General features: G+C 66.2%; 14 protein-coding genes and 1 tRNA gene. 10 read left to right on the top strand and 5 right to left on the bottom strand.

What is annotated here, in order from left to right; translation table 11 throughout:
- The first annotated feature begins 5 nt into the window (after positions 1-5).
- Both ACK6C6_RS16920 and ACK6C6_RS16915 read left to right on the top strand, forming a co-directional pair.
- A complete protein-coding gene (locus ACK6C6_RS16920) occupies positions 6-1,145 on the top strand; it encodes a branched-chain amino acid ABC transporter substrate-binding protein (protein ID WP_409268337.1) in 1,140 nt (379 codons plus the stop codon).
- A gap of 130 nt (positions 1,146-1,275) precedes the next feature.
- Positions 1,276-3,345, top strand: coding sequence for a M13 family metallopeptidase (locus ACK6C6_RS16915; protein WP_409268336.1), 2,070 nt, complete (start codon positions 1,276-1,278; stop codon positions 3,343-3,345).
- 42 nt (positions 3,346-3,387) lie between these two features.
- Here ACK6C6_RS16915 and ACK6C6_RS16910 read toward each other — a convergent pair whose 3' ends face one another.
- Positions 3,388-3,834: a nuclear transport factor 2 family protein gene (locus tag ACK6C6_RS16910; protein ID WP_209589301.1), complete on the bottom strand. Its 447-nt coding sequence runs from the start codon at positions 3,832-3,834 to the stop codon at positions 3,388-3,390.
- A 136-nt stretch (positions 3,835-3,970) separates the two neighbouring features.
- On the bottom strand, positions 3,971-4,342 hold the full coding sequence (locus ACK6C6_RS16905; RefSeq protein WP_409268335.1) for a VOC family protein: 372 nt from the start codon (positions 4,340-4,342) through the stop codon (positions 3,971-3,973).
- Positions 4,343-4,503: 161 nt separating this feature from the next.
- Here ACK6C6_RS16905 and ACK6C6_RS16900 point away from each other — a divergent pair, with 161 nt between their 5' ends.
- From ACK6C6_RS16900 to ACK6C6_RS16890, 3 genes are read left to right on the top strand one after another with little or no spacing between them, the layout of a single operon-like run.
- Positions 4,504-5,043, top strand: a complete 540-nt coding sequence (locus ACK6C6_RS16900) for a hypothetical protein (protein ID WP_409268333.1) — start codon at positions 4,504-4,506, stop codon at positions 5,041-5,043.
- 48 nt (positions 5,044-5,091) lie between these two features.
- Complete coding sequence (locus tag ACK6C6_RS16895) at positions 5,092-6,684, top strand: AbgT family transporter (protein ID WP_209589309.1); 1,593 nt, start codon at positions 5,092-5,094, stop codon at positions 6,682-6,684.
- A 37-nt stretch (positions 6,685-6,721) separates the two neighbouring features.
- Positions 6,722-8,371 carry a M28 family metallopeptidase gene (locus tag ACK6C6_RS16890; RefSeq protein ID WP_409268331.1) on the top strand — a complete coding sequence of 550 codons (1,650 nt, stop codon included), beginning with the start codon at positions 6,722-6,724 and terminating at the stop codon, positions 8,369-8,371.
- A gap of 42 nt (positions 8,372-8,413) precedes the next feature.
- Here the strand turns inward: ACK6C6_RS16890 and ACK6C6_RS16885 are convergent, their stop codons facing one another.
- The 3 genes from ACK6C6_RS16885 to ACK6C6_RS16875 all read right to left on the bottom strand — a co-directional run bounded on the left by ACK6C6_RS16885 (position 8,414) and on the right by ACK6C6_RS16875 (position 9,716).
- Complete coding sequence (locus tag ACK6C6_RS16885) at positions 8,414-9,169, bottom strand: YoaK family protein (RefSeq protein WP_409268330.1); 756 nt, start codon at positions 9,167-9,169, stop codon at positions 8,414-8,416.
- Between the two features lie 80 nt (positions 9,170-9,249).
- Positions 9,250-9,588, bottom strand: coding sequence for a zinc ribbon domain-containing protein YjdM (locus ACK6C6_RS16880; protein WP_409268329.1), 339 nt, complete (start codon positions 9,586-9,588; stop codon positions 9,250-9,252).
- Between the two features lie 52 nt (positions 9,589-9,640).
- Positions 9,641-9,716 (bottom strand) — tRNA-Phe (locus tag ACK6C6_RS16875).
- A 130-nt stretch (positions 9,717-9,846) separates the two neighbouring features.
- Between ACK6C6_RS16875 and ACK6C6_RS16870 the strand changes: the two genes are divergently transcribed.
- Genes ACK6C6_RS16870 through ACK6C6_RS16850 form a run of 5 tightly spaced genes read left to right on the top strand, consistent with a single transcriptional unit; the run spans position 9,847 to position 15,138 of the window.
- Positions 9,847-11,064 carry an FAD-dependent monooxygenase gene (locus tag ACK6C6_RS16870; RefSeq protein ID WP_409268328.1) on the top strand — a complete coding sequence of 406 codons (1,218 nt, stop codon included), beginning with the start codon at positions 9,847-9,849 and terminating at the stop codon, positions 11,062-11,064.
- Between the two features lie 19 nt (positions 11,065-11,083).
- Positions 11,084-11,803: a DsbC family protein gene (locus ACK6C6_RS16865; protein ID WP_036205672.1), complete on the top strand. Its 720-nt coding sequence runs from the start codon at positions 11,084-11,086 to the stop codon at positions 11,801-11,803.
- A 45-nt stretch (positions 11,804-11,848) separates the two neighbouring features.
- Positions 11,849-12,307: a (2Fe-2S)-binding protein gene (locus ACK6C6_RS16860; RefSeq protein ID WP_209589314.1), complete on the top strand. Its 459-nt coding sequence runs from the start codon at positions 11,849-11,851 to the stop codon at positions 12,305-12,307.
- Between the two features lie 10 nt (positions 12,308-12,317).
- Positions 12,318-14,531, top strand: coding sequence for a molybdopterin cofactor-binding domain-containing protein (locus tag ACK6C6_RS16855; RefSeq protein ID WP_409268326.1), 2,214 nt, complete (start codon positions 12,318-12,320; stop codon positions 14,529-14,531).
- Between the two features lie 34 nt (positions 14,532-14,565).
- Entirely contained in the window at positions 14,566-15,138 is a 573-nt protein-coding gene (locus ACK6C6_RS16850; RefSeq protein WP_409268324.1) for an NTP transferase domain-containing protein, read from the top strand.
- Positions 15,139-15,180: the final 42 nt, after the last annotated feature.

Raw genomic sequence — 15,180 nt, 5'->3', positions numbered from 1 at the left:
GTGCCATGCGTTCTGCCGCCGCCGTCTTGTCCTCCCTCCTGCTCGCCGCCCTGCCGGCCAGCGCCCAGACCGAAGTGCGGATCGGCACCGCTTCGCCGCTGTCGGGTCCCGGCGCCCACCAGGGCAAGGACATCGAGAACGGCGCCCGCATGGCGATCGACGAACTGAACGCCAAGGGCATCGCGATCGGCGGCAAAAGGATCAAGTGGGTGCTGCAGTCGGAGGACGACGCCAGCGACCCCAAGACCGGCACCGCGGTGGCCCAGAAGCTGGTCGACGCGCGCGTGGCGGCCGTCGTCGGGCACCTGAATTCGGGTCCGACGGTGCCGGCCTCGAAGATCTATGCCAGCGCCGGCATTCCGCAGATCTCGCCGGCCGCCACCACGCCGGTATACACGAACCAGGGCTACAAGACCGCCTTCCGGGTGGTGGCCAACGACAACCTCATCGGGCGCACGCTGGCGCGTCATGCGCTCGGCACGCTCAAGGCCAAACGGATCGCCGTGATCGACGACCGCACCGCCTTCGGCCAGGGCCTGGCGGACCAGTTCGCGCGCGAAGTGCGCAGCAGCGGCGGCGCCGCCATCGTCAGCCGCCAGTTCACCCACGACAAGGCGACCGACTTCAGCGCCATCCTGACCCAGATCCGCGCCCAGCGCCCGGATGTCATCTTCTACGGCGGCATGGACGCGGTGGCCGGTCCCATGCTCAAGCAGATGAAGACGCTCGGGGTGCAGGCGACATTCGTGTCCGGCGACGGCGTCTGCTCGGAAAAGCTGCCGCTGCTGGCCGGCGACGCGCTGGGCGACGACAAGGTGTTCTGCGCGGTCGCGGGCGGCGTCACCGGCGCCCAGGAGGCGCGCTTCAACGCGTTCAACGAGCGCTTCCGCCAGCGCTACGGCACGCCGGTCGAGACCTATGCGCCCTATGCCTACGACGCGGTGATGGTGTTTGCCGGCGCGATGCAGAAAGCCCAGTCGACCGAACCCGCACGCTTCCTGCCGGCGCTGGCGGCCATCCGGCACGAAGGCGTCACCGGCAGCATCGCCTTCGATGCCAAGGGCGACCTGCGCGACGCCGCGATGACCCTGTACACCTACCGCCAGGGCAAGAAGGTGAAGCTGCAGGTAGTGCGAGGAAAATAATCCCGGCAGGGCAGGAAGCCCGTATTGACAGGGCTTCTGAAACAACATGCATACAAAAATGCCCTTGGCATTGCTCCTCCAGTTCGATTAGGATCGTTCGGTTCCTAACACCAACAATCTGGAGAGAGAGATGAAGCGTAGTCTGTGCAGCACTTTGATCGCGGGGCTGTTCGCAGTGGCGTCCCAAGCCGGCGCCCATGAAGCAAAGCCCGCGGCCCCAGCGCCGTCCGCGGCGATGGCGGGCGCCACTTCCGGCATCGAAGTCACGGCCATCGACACCGGCGTGCGCGCACAGGACGACTTCTTCCGCTATACCCAGGGCAAATGGCTGAAGGACGTCGACATTCCGTCGGACCGTTCCAGCTGGAGCGCCTTCAGCATCGCGCAGGAGCGCGTCGAGCAGCAGGTCAGCGCGATCATCGGCGAAGCAGCAAGCCAGAAGAACGCCAAGGCCGGCTCGGAAGCCCAGAAGATGGGCGACTTCTACACCAGCTACGTGGACGAGAAGCGCCGCAATGAGCTCGGCCTGGCGCCGCTCAAGGCGGAACGCGCCCGCATCGATGCGCTGAAGGACAAGCGGGAGCTGGCAGCCCTGATGGCGCGCTTCGACCGCATCGACGTCGGCGGCCCGCTCGGCATGGGCGTCGGCCAGGACAACAAGGATTCGACCCGCTACATCATGGGCATCTCGCAGTCGGGCCTGGGCATGCCGAACCGCGACTACTACCTGCAGGACGAAGCGCGCCTGAAGGACATCCGCACCAAGTACCAGGCGCACATCGGCAAGATGCTGGCACTGGCCGGCCACCAGGACGCCGACGCCAAGGCTGCCCAGATCGTGGCGCTGGAAACCGAGATCGCGCGCTCGCAGTGGAGCGCGGTGGAGAACCGCGACCCGGTCAAGCGCTACAACAAGCACACCCTGGCCCAGCTGCGCACCCTGGCCCCCGGCATCGACTGGGACGCCTACCTGAAGGGCGTGGGCGCGGCCGGCAAGGTCGATGCCGTGATCGTCAGCCAGCCCAGCTATGTGGCCGCGCTCGACAAGCTGATCGCCGCGACGCCGCTGGACACCTGGAAGTCCTACTTCGAATTCCGCCTGCTGAGCGCCTATGCGCCTTACCTGTCGCAGCCTTTCGTCGACGAGGGCTTCGCCTTCCGCGGCGGCGTGCTGGGCGGCGCCACCGTCAACCGCCCGGTCGAGAAGCGCGCGATCGCCGAGATCAACCGCAACCTGAGCGAAGTGGTGGGCAAGGCCTACGTGGCCCAGCATTTCCCGCCGGAGCGCAAGCAGCAGGTGCTGGACATGGCGAAGAACTTCATCACCGCCTTCGGCGAAGGCATCGACCAGCTGGAATGGATGTCGCCGGAAACCAAGAAGCAGGCCCACACCAAGCTCTCGAAGATCAACGTCAAGATCGGCTACCCGGACAAGTGGCGCGACTACTCGGGTCTGAAGATCGTGCGCGGCGACCTGGTGGGCAACGTGATGCGCTCGCGCGAGTTCGGTCATGACTACATGATGAACCGCCTCGGCAAGCCGGTCGACCGCAGCGTCTGGAGCATGTCGCCGCAGACCGTCAACGCCTATTACAGCCCGACCCTGAACGAGGTCGTGTTCCCGGCCGCGCGCCTGCAGTACCCGCTGTACGACGCCAACGCCGAACCGGCGGTGAACTACGGCTCGGTCGGCATCTCGATCGGCCACGAGATCAGCCACGCTTTCGACGACAAGGGTTCGCAGTACGACGGCGACGGCAATCTGCGCAACTGGTGGACCGAGGAAGACGCGAAGCAGTTCGCGGCGCGCGGCAAGGTGCTGGTGTCGCAGTACGCCGGCTACAGCCCGCTGCCGGGCTACCACCTGAATGGCGAACTGACCTTGGGCGAGAACATCGCCGACAACGCCGGCGCCATCATGGCCAGCCGCGCCTACAAGATCTACCTGAAGGGCAAGCCCGGTCCGGTGATCGACGGCTTCACCGCCGAGCAGCGCATCTTCATGGGTCTGTCGCAGGCACGCAAGGGCAAGGCGCGCGACGCGGCCCTGATCTCGCAGGTGAAGTCGGACCCGCACTCGCCGTCGGAATTCCGCGTCAACGGCAGCCTGCGCAACCACCCGGGCTTCTACGAAGCCTTCGACGTCAAGCCGGGCGACAAGATGTACCTGGAGCCGAAGGACCGCGTGATCTTCTGGTAATGGGTGACAGGTGCAGGAACACCACCTTCCTGCACCTGTCCGTCAATGCGGCGCCGGACTTCCGGCCGCCGTTCCCGCCGCGAGCGGAGCGCATTCGAAGCATTCGATGCCGAGGTGGGAGCCGAGGTATTCGCGGAAGGCCGAAACCCGCCCGTCCCTGAGGGTGAACACATGCACCCAGTCGCTCTCGATGTCGTTCTGCGTTTCCTTGGTCGTCCACGCACTGTGCCCCAGGACGACCACCTTGTCGCCCTGGGCGATGAATTCCCTGGGCGTGAATTCCCGTATCGCGAGCTTTTCGTCGAACTGCTCGAAATACTCGGCGATCTGCTCGCATCCCTTCCGTTTGCCGGTGAACGAAACACCCGGCACCTCCGTCAGTTCCCAGTCGATGTCAGGCGTCATGCACGCGAAAAACTTGTCGAGATCCTTGCGTCCGTACGCGGCATAGCACTCCTGGACTGCCTTGACATTCTGCTGCTCGAGCATGATCGCCTCCTGTCGAAAAGGGTGGGATTTCCAGTATGTGCCAGATGCGACAATGTGCAAGACCCGGAAGCCGGAAGAGGCGCAAAAACGACAACGCCACCCGAAGGTGGCGGCTTGAGCGTCGCTGCAAGTCGCGTTAGGCGCGCGCAGCCTCGATCAGTTCGACGCGGTTGCCGAACGGGTCTTCGATGCCGGCGCGGCGCCGGCCATAGACCTGGACTTCTTCGCGCACTTCCACCCCGCGCTCGCGCAGCAGGGCGCAGTAGTCCTCGAAGTCCTCGACGGCGAAGGCCGGGTGTGCCTTCTTGGCCGGCACGAAGCCGGCCTGGCCGCCGATGTGCAGCTGGCTGCCGCCGGCCAGGAACCAAGCGCCGCCCGAGGCGTTCAGCGGCGCCGGCTTGGGAATCTCGGTCAGTCCCAGCACGCCGCCATAGAAGGCACGAGCGGCCTCGTCGGCACCCGGGGGCGTGGCGACCTGGACGTGGTCGATTCCGGCGATATGGGGCATGGCGTTCTCCAGTGTGCTTGAGCGATGCCGCATTATCGCATCGGCCCATGTCGAGTGCTGCGTCCGAGCGTAAACACGGGGCTGGGCCATCGGTTTTTTCCTGCCAAGCCGCCGGACTGCTGTGCTACTCTCACAGTTTGTCCAACAAGCAACAGGCCACCATGCGCTCTCTGCTTCCCGCTCTCGCCGCCGCCGTCCTGCTGGCCGGCTGCGCCACCGCTTCGCCACCCCTTGACGCCCGCGACGGCTTCATGGCCACGCTGAAAGGCATGTGCGGCCAGCGCTTCGAAGGCGCGCTCTCGTATGCGATCGATCCCAACAGCGAGTTCGCCAACAAGACCATTTCGACCGAAGTCGTCTGTACAGCGGATGCGGTACGGATGCCGGTGCAGGTCGGCGAAAACCGCTCGCGTACCTGGATCTTCACCCGTCCGCCGGCAGGGCTGGAGCTGCGCCACGACCACCGCCACCCGGACGGCACGCCGGATACGGTGACCATGTACGGCGGCATGGCGAAGGAAGGCGGCAGCGCGCGCTCCCAGGCCTTCCTGGCCGATGCCTATACCGCCAAGCTCGTTCCCGGCGCCGAGACCAATGTCTGGACCGTCAGCCTCAGCCAGGATGGCAGCGTGCTGACCTATCGCCTGGACCGCCATGACAAGCCGCGCGCGGAGTTCGTCCTCAAGCGCGTCTCCGGCTGAATTTTTTCTTCAACCACGACCTTCGTCGCCTGAACACAAGGGTATGCAATGGCCGAACAAACGCTGACGCAAACGCAAGCACCCGCCGGGAAAACCGGCGCACTGAACCGCATCCTGAACCTGATCGAAAGGGTCGGCAACAAGCTGCCCGATCCGGCGATCCTGTTTGCCCTCCTGCTGGCCGTGGTCTGGCTCACGTCCTGGGCGATGTCGGGCATGGTGTTTACCGAGATCGATCCGCGCTCCGGCCAGGCCATCCAGGTCAAGAACCTGCTGGCGCCCACCGCCCTGACCGATTTCACGGCGCGCATGGTCAATACCTTCGTCACCTTCCCGCCGCTGGGCGTGGTGCTTGTGGCGATGCTGGGCCTGGGCGTGGCGGAATACACCGGCTTCATCAACGCCGGCCTGCGCAAGATCCTGTCCGTCACCCCCCGTCGCCTGCTCACGCCGGTGCTGGTCGCCGTCGGCGTGCTGAGCCACATCGCCGTCGATGCCGGCTACGTGCTGGTGATCCCGCTGGGGGCCGTCATCTTCTACGCCGCCGGACGCCATCCGCTGGCCGGCATTTCGGCCGCCTTCTTCGGCGTATCGGGCGGCTTCTCGGCCACCTTCTTCCTGCCCTCCAGCCTCGATCCGCTGCTGGCCGGCCTGACCCAGGTGGCCGCGCGGCTCTCGTCCGATCCGGCTGCCGCCGCGATCGTCATCAACCCCCTGAACAATTTCTACTTCACGACGGCATCGCTGTTCCTGGTGATCGGCGTCGGCTGGTTCCTGACCGATAAAGTCATCGAGCCGCGCCTGAAGAAGACGGCGGCCATCGATGCTGATCCGGCCGACCTGCCCAAGATGGATGACCTGCAGCCCCGGGAGCGCAAGGGCTTGCGCTGGGCCGGTCTGGCGATGGTCGCCAGCCTGGCGCTGCTGGCATGGTCGATCGTGCCGGAAGGCTCGGCATGGCGCGCCCCGGACACGCGCGAGATCACGCATGCAGGGGCGCCCCTGATGCAGTCGATCGTCCCGCTGATCTTCATCTTCTTCCTGATTCCGGGCGTGGTGTACGGCTACGTCGCCGGCACCGCGAAGAACCACCGCGACATCGTCAAGGGCATGAGCCACGCCATGAGCGGCATGGGCTACTACGTGGTCATGGCCTTCTTCTGCGCGCAGTTCATCTTCGCCTTCGGGCAATCGAACCTGGGCGCGCTGCTGGCGATCAAGGGCGCCCTGTGGCTGAAGGAGATGGCCTTCCCGATGGGCGTCACCCTGGCCGGCATCGTGCTCCTGACGGCATCGGTCAACCTGTTCATCGGCTCGGCCTCCGCCAAGTGGGCGCTGATCGGCTCGGTGATGGTGCCGATGCTGATGGAGCTCGGCGTCTCGCCGGACTTCACCCAGGCCGCCTACCGCGTGGGCGACTCCTCGACCAACATCATCACGCCGCTGCTGCCTTACTTCCCCTTGATTATCGTGTTCTGCCGAAAATATGTGCAGTCGACCGGCATCGGCACGCTCATCGCCCTGATGCTGCCGTACTCGGTGGCGATGCTGGTATGCTGGACCGCGTTCCTGCTCGGCTTCTGGGCGCTGGACATCCCGCTGGGCGTCGGCTCGACCTACACCTACCCGGCGGCAAGCTGAAGGCATTACCGTTAATCGCTACGACATGGAGACTCGTTTGAAATACGCTACCCTAGTTCTGATGGGCCTTGCGGTTACCGCCGCGCAGGCCGCCGACGGCCCGCGCTTCGACCCCAAGCGCCTGGCCCAGGACGTCAAGACCTTGTCCTCGGACGAATTCGAAGGCCGCGGCCCCAACACCGCGGGTGAAACCAGGACGGTCGATTACCTCGTGCAGCAGTTCAAGGCGGCCGGCCTGCAGCCGGGCGGCGACCTGAAGGACGGCAAGCGCGCCTGGACCCAGGACGTGCCCCTGGGCCGTTTCGAGATCAAGGGGCCGGTCAAGCTGACCCTCACCCAGGGCGGCGCCAGCCGCGAGCTGAAGCAGGGGCCGGACATGGCCGTGCGCGCCTCGATGAGCGGCCTGAAACAGGTGTCCTTCAAGGACGCGCCACTGGTCTTCGTCGGCTACGGCGTCACCGCGCCGGAACGCAAGTGGGACGACTTCAAGGGCGTGGACCTGAAGGGCAAGCTGGCGGTGGTCCTGATTAACGATCCGGATTTCGAAACCGGGCAGGGCGAGTTCGGCGGCAAGGCGATGACCTATTACGGCCGCTGGACCTACAAGTACGAAGAGATGGCGCGCCGCGGCGCGCTCGGCACCATCATCGTGCACGAGACCGCGCCGGCCTCCTACGGCTGGGCGACGGTGCAGAACTCGAATACCAACGTCATGTACGACGTGGTGCGCAAGGAACCGCGCAAGTCGCACGCGCCGATGGAAGCCTGGGTCCAGCGCGACCTGGCGGCCTCGATGTTCAAGGCGGCCGGCCTCGATTTCGAGGCGGCCAAGAAGCAGGCCCAGACCCGCGACTTCAAGCCGGTCGAGCTCAAAGGCGTCAAGCTGTCGGCCGACTACAGCACCGATTCCCAGGTCGTCACCTCGAAGAACGTGGTCGCGATCCGCGAGGGCAGCAAACAGCCGAAGCAGTATGTGATCTACAGCGGCCACTGGGACCACCTGGGCGTGGGCCAGCCGGACGCCAAGGGCGACAAGATCTATAACGGCGCGGTGGACAATGCCACCGGCATCGCCGCCATGCTGGAACTGGCGCGCGTCTACGCCAAGCAGCCGGCGCCGCAGCGCAGCGTCGTGTTCCTGGCGGTGACGGCGGAAGAGAAGGGCCTGCTCGGCTCGGAATACTACGCCTCGAATCCCCTGTATCCGCTGGCCTCGACCGTGGCGGTGATCAACATGGACGCCCTGAACCCGCAGGGTCCGGCACGCGATTTCACCATCTCGGGCAGCGCCAAGCTGGAACTGCTGGACCAGCTGACCGCCAAGGCCAAGCGCTGGAACATGACGTACTCGCCGGATCCGAAACCGGAAGCGGGCTACTTCTTCCGTTCCGACCACTTCCCGTTCGCCAAGCGCGGGGTGCCGGCGATTTCCTTCGGCTCGGGCAAGAACTGGGTCGAGGGCGGCACCCAGGCCGGCATGGCGGACGAAGTGGCTTACACCGAGAAGCACTACCACCAGCCGTCGGACGAATTCAATCCGGCCTGGACCTTCACCGGCATGGCGCGTGACCTGGAGCTGCTGTATGCGCTGGGATCGGACCTGGCCAATTCCACCGGCTGGCCGAACTGGGCGCCGGAATCGGAGTTCCGCGCGGCGCGCGACAAATCGGCGGCCGAGCGCAAGTAAGCGGCCCTGGACAGGATGAACGCCACCGTACGCGGTGGCGTTTTATTTTCTGGCGCGCCGGCGCCGCAGTCGTTCGAGGTCGTCGAGTGCCGGAACGATCGCCAGCACGCACAGGACGACGGCAAGCGGCACCGTCGACCGGTAGCCGATGTGCGCGAATCCCAGCGCGCCGATCACGCCGCCAAAGAAGAAGGACAGCACCAGCATGGTATGGATCCCGAGCCGGTCCCGGTTCGGCACGACCCTGCCGGCGCCGGGCGCCGCCCGGCGATACGCCATTTTTCCCAGTTCGATGCCGATGTCGGTGATGATGCCGGTCATGTGGGTCGTCCTGATCTCGGCCCTGGACAGCTTGGTGATCAAGGCATTCTGCAGGCCCATGATAAAACACAGCAGCATGACGGTCAGCGGAACGAACAGCCCGGCGATCGCGGCAAGGTGGCCGCCAAGCAGGCCAAAGCCGAGCAGGAGCACGGCCTCGAGCAGCAAGGGCAGGGCGTATTCGCTGTGCATGCGGCGCTGGCGAGCGTGGCTGACCATCAGGGCGGTGCAGGTGGCGCCCAGCAGGAAGGACAGGATCGCGCCGAATCCGGCCAGTACCAGCGCATAGTCCCCCAGCGCCAAGTGATCCGCCATGCCCGACACGATACCGGTCATGTGCGAGGTGTACTGCTGCACGGCGAGAAAACCGCCCGCGTTGATCGCGCCCGCAATGAACGCCAGCGTGACACCGAGATGCCTGTTGGCATCGACGCTGCGCTTGTGCCCGGTGAGGCGTCTGGCAAAATGGATCGGCACGGCTTGCCTACCCCTTGGCTGTTCGACAGGATGGATGAACCTATCTTAAGTCATCTTGCCTGGTTGCACAAAAGTAGGGCTCAGCTCTTGCGCACGAACTCCGATTTCAGGCTCATCGCGCCGAAACCCTCGATCTTGCAATCGATGTCGTGGTCGCCCTCGACCAGGCGGATATTCTTGACCTTGGTTCCCTGCTTGACCACGCCGCCCCCGCCTTTCAGCTTGAGGTCCTTGATGACGGTGACGCTATCGCCGTCCTGCAGGATATTGCCGGAAGCGTCGCGCCAGACCCGGGCCGCTTCGGGCGCGTCGCCCTCTACCGGCCATTCATGGGCGCATTCCGGGCAGACGTACTGGCCGCTGCCATCTTCATAGGTGAGGGTGGACTGGCATTCGGGGCAGGGAGGCAGGGTATGCATGGAAGACCTTTGAAAGCAAAAACGCCACCCGAGGGTGGCGTTCTTTAATTCTTGGTGGCCCGGGGCGGAATCGAACCACCGACACAAGGATTTTCAATCCTCTGCTCTACCAACTGAGCTACCAGGCCAAGAGAGGCATGATTATAGCCAGCGATTCTCATCCGCGCAAGCCCCCATGCGCACGCTGTGGCCGGGAAGCGCCTGTGGCGCGCTTCAGATGCCCGAGCGCGCTGTTGACATCTCGCTATAATGTGTTTCATGACTACCACCTCCGCCCAGTACCGCAGCGACGTCTGCATTGTCGGCAACGGCGCCATCGCCAAGACTGCCGCCCTCGGTTTTGCCCAGTCGGGATACAGCGTCACCCTCCTGGTGCCGCCAGCGCGTCCGGCGCCAGAGACGCCGAGCACCTCGGCGGCGGAAAAACCCTGGGATGTGCGCGTCTATGCCCTCAACCACACGGCCCACGACCTGCTGGCATCGCTCAAGGTCTGGGGCGCCCTCGACCTGGCGCGGGTGCAGCCGGTCGATGCGATGGACATCAAGGGCGACGGCCAGCAGGGCGGCAACCTGGGCTTCGACGCCTTCGGCGCCCACGTCGGCACGCTGGCCTGGATCGTCGAGGACAGCAACCTGAACGGCGCGCTGGACGCGGCGCTCAAGTTCGCCGCCAACGTCCAGATGGTGTCCGGTTGCGCCTGCGACCTGACCTGCAGCGAGCTGGGGGCCGCCGTGCTGCTGGAAGACGGCACGAAAATCGCCTGCGAACTGGTGGTCGGCGCCGACGGGCGCGAATCCTGGGTGCGCGGCCAGTGCGACATCGGCGTCGATTACCGCATGTACCACCAGCGCGCCATCGTCACCAATTTTGTCTGCGACAAGCCGCACCACGGCGTGGCCTACCAGTGGTTCACCTGCGCCGACGGCATCATCGCGCTGCTGCCGCTGCCGGGCAACCGCGTCTCGCTGGTGTGGTCCGCCCCGGAAACCCTGGCCGACACCCTGATGGACGAGTCGCTCGGCGAACTGGCGATCCGCCTGGCCGAATACGCCGACGACAAGCTCGGCACCCTGCGCCCCTTGCTGCCGGAAGCCGTCAAGGCGGTGCCGCTGGCGCTGGTGCGCCCGCACTCGCTGGTGGCGCCGCGCGTGGCCCTGGTGGGCGACGCCGCCCACGCGGTACATCCGCTGGCCGGCCATGGCATGAACCTGGGCTTCGGCGACATCGTCGACCTGCTGCAGGTGCTGCGCGAACGCGAAGACCGGCGCGGCATCGCCGACGAACGGGTGCTGGCTCGCTATGCCCGCAAGCGCAAGGAAGACGTGCTGCTCATGCAATGGGCCACCGACGGGCTCGAACGTTTGTTCGGCGCCAACCTGGAACCGGTACGCGTCGTGCGTAATTTCGGATTAAACTTGCTCGATAAATTGCCTTCGGTAAAGCGTCGCCTGATGGCGCATGCGATGGGCAAGTAAATCTATTAAGGAATTTGTCATGTTGAAAACCAAGGTCGCCGTCCTGCTGGCGACGGGCCTGCTCGCATCCTGCGTGGAAGCGCAGAACACCACCGAAGCCACGATCAAGAAGGCGCTCGAACCGCGCCTGGGCGGCGCCAAGATCGAATCGATCCGCGAGACGCCCTACAGCGGCCTGTACGAAGTGCGGGTGGCCGGCGACATCCTGTATACGGACAAGAAGGGCGACTACCTGTTCATCGGCCACGTCTACGACACCAAGACTTCGACCAACCTGACCCGCGCCCGCATCGAGGAGGTCAACAAGATCAAGTTCAGCGACCTGCCGCTGGAACTGGCGCTCAAGCAGGTCAAGGGCAACGGCAAGCGCGTCATCGCCGTGTTCGAGGATCCGAACTGCGGCTACTGCAAGCGTCTGCGCCAGACCACGCTCAAGGAAATCGACAACGTCACGATCTACACCTTCATGTACAACATCCTGTCCGAGGATTCGTTCGTGAAGTCGAAGAACATCTGGTGCGCCGCGGACCGCGTCAAGGCCTGGGACGACTGGATGATCAACAACAAGCTGCCCCCGGCGGCGCCGGCCGGCTGCGAGTCGCCGAACGACCAGGTCGTGGCCCTCGGCCAGAAGCTGCGTATCCAGGGCACGCCGGCCATCTTCTTCACCGATGGTTCCCGCATCCCGGGCGCGATCGACCTGAAGGGGCTGGAAGCCAAGCTGCAGTCGCTGAAGTAAGCCGTAAAACAAAAACAAGCACGTAGTCCAAACAGGGAGCAGTACATGGTGACCTTGAACATCAACGGGCGCGACCTCCAGGTCGACGCCGACCCCAGCACGCCCATCCTCTGGGCGCTGCGCGACAACCTCGACATGACGGGCACCAAGTTCGGCTGCGGCGCGGCGCTGTGCGGCGCCTGCACCGTGCACCTGGACGGCAACCCGATCCGCTCCTGCGTCACGCCGATATCAAGCGCGCAGGGCATGAAGATCACCACCATCGAAGCGATGGAAAACGACAAGGTCGGCAAGGCCGTGCAGGACGCCTGGGTCAAGCACGACGTGCCGCAGTGCGGCTACTGCCAGAGCGGCCAGGTGATGAGCGCCGTGGTCCTGCTGCGCACCAACAAGCGCCCGAGCGACGCCGACATCGACAACGCGATGAGCGGCAACATCTGCCGCTGCGGCACCTACCAACGGATCCGCGCGGCCATCAAGGATGCCGCCACGACCCTGGCCTGAGGAGAGCGCGATGAAATTCGACTGGATCGACCGCGCCGCCGCCGCGCGCTCCGCCGGCGCCGGCTTGTCGCGCCGCGGCTTCCTGAAGACCGCGGGCGCCGCCACCGGCGGGCTGGTGCTGGGCTTTACGCTGCCGGGCGCGCATCGTTTCGCACAGGCCGCCGAAGCCAAGGTCTACGCACCGAACGCCTTCCTGCGCGTGGCGCCCGACAACACCATCACCGTCATGGTCAACCGCCTCGAATTCGGCCAGGGCGTACACACCTCGCTGCCGATGCTGATCGCCGAGGAACTCGACGCCGACTGGTCGCAGATGCGTGGCGAGCTGGCCCCGGCCGGCGAGGTCTACAAGGATCCGGCTTTCGGCATCCAGATCACCGGCGGCTCGGGCAGCATCGCGCACGGTTTCACGCAATACCGCGAGATCGGCGCACGCGCCCGCGCCATGCTGGTCGCCGCCGCGGCCGAGCAGTGGAAGGTCGCGCCTGGGCAGTGCCGCACCTCGAAAGGCATGGTGCTCGGCCCGAACGGCCAGAAGGCGAGCTACGGTTCGCTGGCCGAGGCCGCGATGAAGCAGCCGGTGCCCGCCACCGTGGTGCTGAAGGAGCCGAAAGCCTACCGCTACATCGGCAAGCCGATGCGCCGCATCGATGCGCGCGCCAAGTCGAGCGGCCGCCAGCAGTTCGGCATCGACTTCACGCCGGAGGATGCGCTGACCGTGCTGGTGGCGCGCCCGCCGGTGTTCGGCGCGAAAGTAGCAAAGTTCGATGCCGCAGCCGCGCGCGCCGTGAAGGGCGTGGTCGAGGTGCTGGAAGTGGACCTGGACCGCGGCGCCCGTGGCGTCGCCGTGTTCGCAACAGGCTACTGGCCGGCGAAGCAGGGCCGCGAGGCGCTGCAGGCCGAGTGGGACACGAGCGGCCTCGAGAAGGTCAGCAGCGCGCAGCAGCTGGAAGAATTCCGCAAGTTGGCCAAGGCTCCGGGCGGCGCGCGCGCGCGCAAGGCCGACGTGTCGCAGCTGGCCGGCGCTGCCCACAAGATCTCGGCGGTCTATGAATTCCCCTACCTGGCGCATGCGCCGATGGAGCCGCTCAACTGCGTGGTCGACCTGAAGATTGACTCCTGCACGATCTGGGCCGGTACCCAGTCGCAGACGGTCGACCAGCAGGTGGCGGCAGGCATCCTCGGCCTCAAGCCGGAGCAGGTGACGATCAACACCATGATGGCCGGCGGCGGCTTCGGCCGCCGTGCGGTGCTGGCATCGGACTGGGTCGGCGACACGGTCCGCATCGCCAAGGCCTGGCGCGCGCTTGGGAAGAGCGGCCCGGTCAAGCTGGTGTGGAGCCGCGAGGACGACATCCGCGGCGGCTACTACCGCCCGTCCTATGTGCACCGCGCCGACCTGGGCATCGACGGCAAGGGCCGGATCGTGGCCTGGGACCACAAGATCGTCGGCCAGTCGATCATGGCCGGCACCATGTTCGAGCAGGGCATGGTCAAGGACGGCGTGGACGGCAGCACGGTCGAGGGCATGGGGGCGCCCTACGACGTGCCGCTGAACCTGGCGGTCGAGGGCGTGAAGCAGAACGTGCCGGTGCTGTGGTGGCGCTCGGTCGGTTCGACCCATACCGCCTACGTGATGGAGACCCTGATCGACGAGGCCGCGCACGTGGCCAGGATGGACCCGGTCGCCTACCGCAAGAAGCTGATGGGCGAGAAGCACCTGCGTCACCGCGCGGCGCTCGACCTGGCGGTGGCCAGGTCCGGCTACGGCACGAAAAAGCTGCCGAAGGGGCGCGCCTGGGGCGTGGCCGTGCACGAGTCCTTCGGCTCGGTGGTCGCCTACGTGGTCGAGGCCTCGGTGGTCGACGGCGTGCCGAAGCTGCACCGCGCGGTCGCGGGCGTGCACTGCAACCAGCCGGTCAACCCGCTGTCGATCGAGGCGCAGGTGCAGGGCGCGGCCCTGATGGGCCTGGGAATGACCCTGCCGGGCGCCGCGATCACGCTCAAGGACGGCGTGGTCGAGCAGCAGAACTTCGGCGACTACGTCGTGGCGCGCCACCACGAGATGCCGCAGGTCGAGGTGCACATCGTGCCGTCGAACGATCCGCCCACCGGCGTCGGCGAGCCGGGCCTGCCGCCGCTGGCGCCGGCCTTTGCCAACGCCGTGTTCCGGCTGACCGGCAAGCGCCTGCGCAAGCTGCCTTTCGACCTGGCCTCGGCTTGACGCGATGTCGCAGACGCGCACGTCGCCGACGCGCATGTCCTTGACCGGCATCCTGCTTGCTGCCGGCCGGGGGCGCCGTTTCGACCCCGGGGGCGGGCGTAACAAGCTGCTCCAGCCGCTGCCAGGCGGCGAGCTGGTGGCCGCTGCCAGCGCGCGCCGCCTGCTCGCCTGCGTGCCGCGCGTGGTCGCGGTGGTGCCGCCCGAGGACGGCGGCGTGGGCGACATCCTGCGCGCACTCGGCTGCGAGGTCACCGTGTGCCCGGACGCCGATACCGGCATGGGCGCCTCGCTGGCCCATGCGATCCGCCACTCGCTGCCGGCCGAAGGCTGGCTGGTGGCGCTGGGGGACATGCCTTTTGTGGCGGCATCCACCCTGGACGCGCTGGTTGAGGCGGTAAAGGCGGGCGCCGGCATTGCGGCGCCGGTGGTCGGTGGAAGGCGCGGCAACCCGGTCGCCTTCGGCCCCGTTCACCGCGACGCGCTGCTGGCGATGGCGGGCGAGCAGGGCGCGCGCCGGCTGCTGCAGGCGTATCCGGTACAAGACATCCCCGTGGCCGACCCCGGCATCCTGCAGGACATCGATACGCCCGCCGACCTGCCGGCGTGATGTATGCATGTCATTGTTTTCCAGTCGTGATCGAATCCGATT

It is taken from the genome of Massilia sp. BHUDP2, assembly GCF_046236355.1.
GTDB lineage: Bacteria > Pseudomonadota > Gammaproteobacteria > Burkholderiales > Burkholderiaceae_D > Telluria > Telluria varians.
This window is presented reverse-complemented; position numbering and strand designations above follow the sequence as displayed.

What these genes read in the sequence shown, in the direction of transcription:
- ACK6C6_RS16915 (WP_409268336.1), top strand. Translation starts at nt 1,276, where the DNA reads ATGAAGCGTAGTCTGTGCAGCACTTTGATCGCGGGGCTGTTCGCAGTG.
- ACK6C6_RS16850 (WP_409268324.1), top strand. Translation starts at nt 14,566, where the DNA reads ATGTCCTTGACCGGCATCCTGCTTGCTGCCGGCCGGGGGCGCCGTTTC.
- ACK6C6_RS16900 (WP_409268333.1), top strand. Translation starts at nt 4,504, where the DNA reads ATGCGCTCTCTGCTTCCCGCTCTCGCCGCCGCCGTCCTGCTGGCCGGC.
- ACK6C6_RS16870 (WP_409268328.1), top strand. Translation starts at nt 9,847, where the DNA reads ATGACTACCACCTCCGCCCAGTACCGCAGCGACGTCTGCATTGTCGGC.
- ACK6C6_RS16860 (WP_209589314.1), top strand. Translation starts at nt 11,849, where the DNA reads ATGGTGACCTTGAACATCAACGGGCGCGACCTCCAGGTCGACGCCGAC.
- ACK6C6_RS16865 (WP_036205672.1), top strand. Translation starts at nt 11,084, where the DNA reads ATGTTGAAAACCAAGGTCGCCGTCCTGCTGGCGACGGGCCTGCTCGCA.
- ACK6C6_RS16905 (WP_409268335.1), bottom strand. Translation starts at nt 4,342, where the DNA reads ATGCCCCATATCGCCGGAATCGACCACGTCCAGGTCGCCACGCCCCCG.
- ACK6C6_RS16880 (WP_409268329.1), bottom strand. Translation starts at nt 9,588, where the DNA reads ATGCATACCCTGCCTCCCTGCCCCGAATGCCAGTCCACCCTCACCTAT.
- ACK6C6_RS16855 (WP_409268326.1), top strand. Translation starts at nt 12,318, where the DNA reads ATGAAATTCGACTGGATCGACCGCGCCGCCGCCGCGCGCTCCGCCGGC.
- ACK6C6_RS16895 (WP_209589309.1), top strand. Translation starts at nt 5,092, where the DNA reads ATGGCCGAACAAACGCTGACGCAAACGCAAGCACCCGCCGGGAAAACC.
- ACK6C6_RS16920 (WP_409268337.1), top strand. Translation starts at nt 6, where the DNA reads ATGCGTTCTGCCGCCGCCGTCTTGTCCTCCCTCCTGCTCGCCGCCCTG.
- ACK6C6_RS16910 (WP_209589301.1), bottom strand. Translation starts at nt 3,834, where the DNA reads ATGCTCGAGCAGCAGAATGTCAAGGCAGTCCAGGAGTGCTATGCCGCG.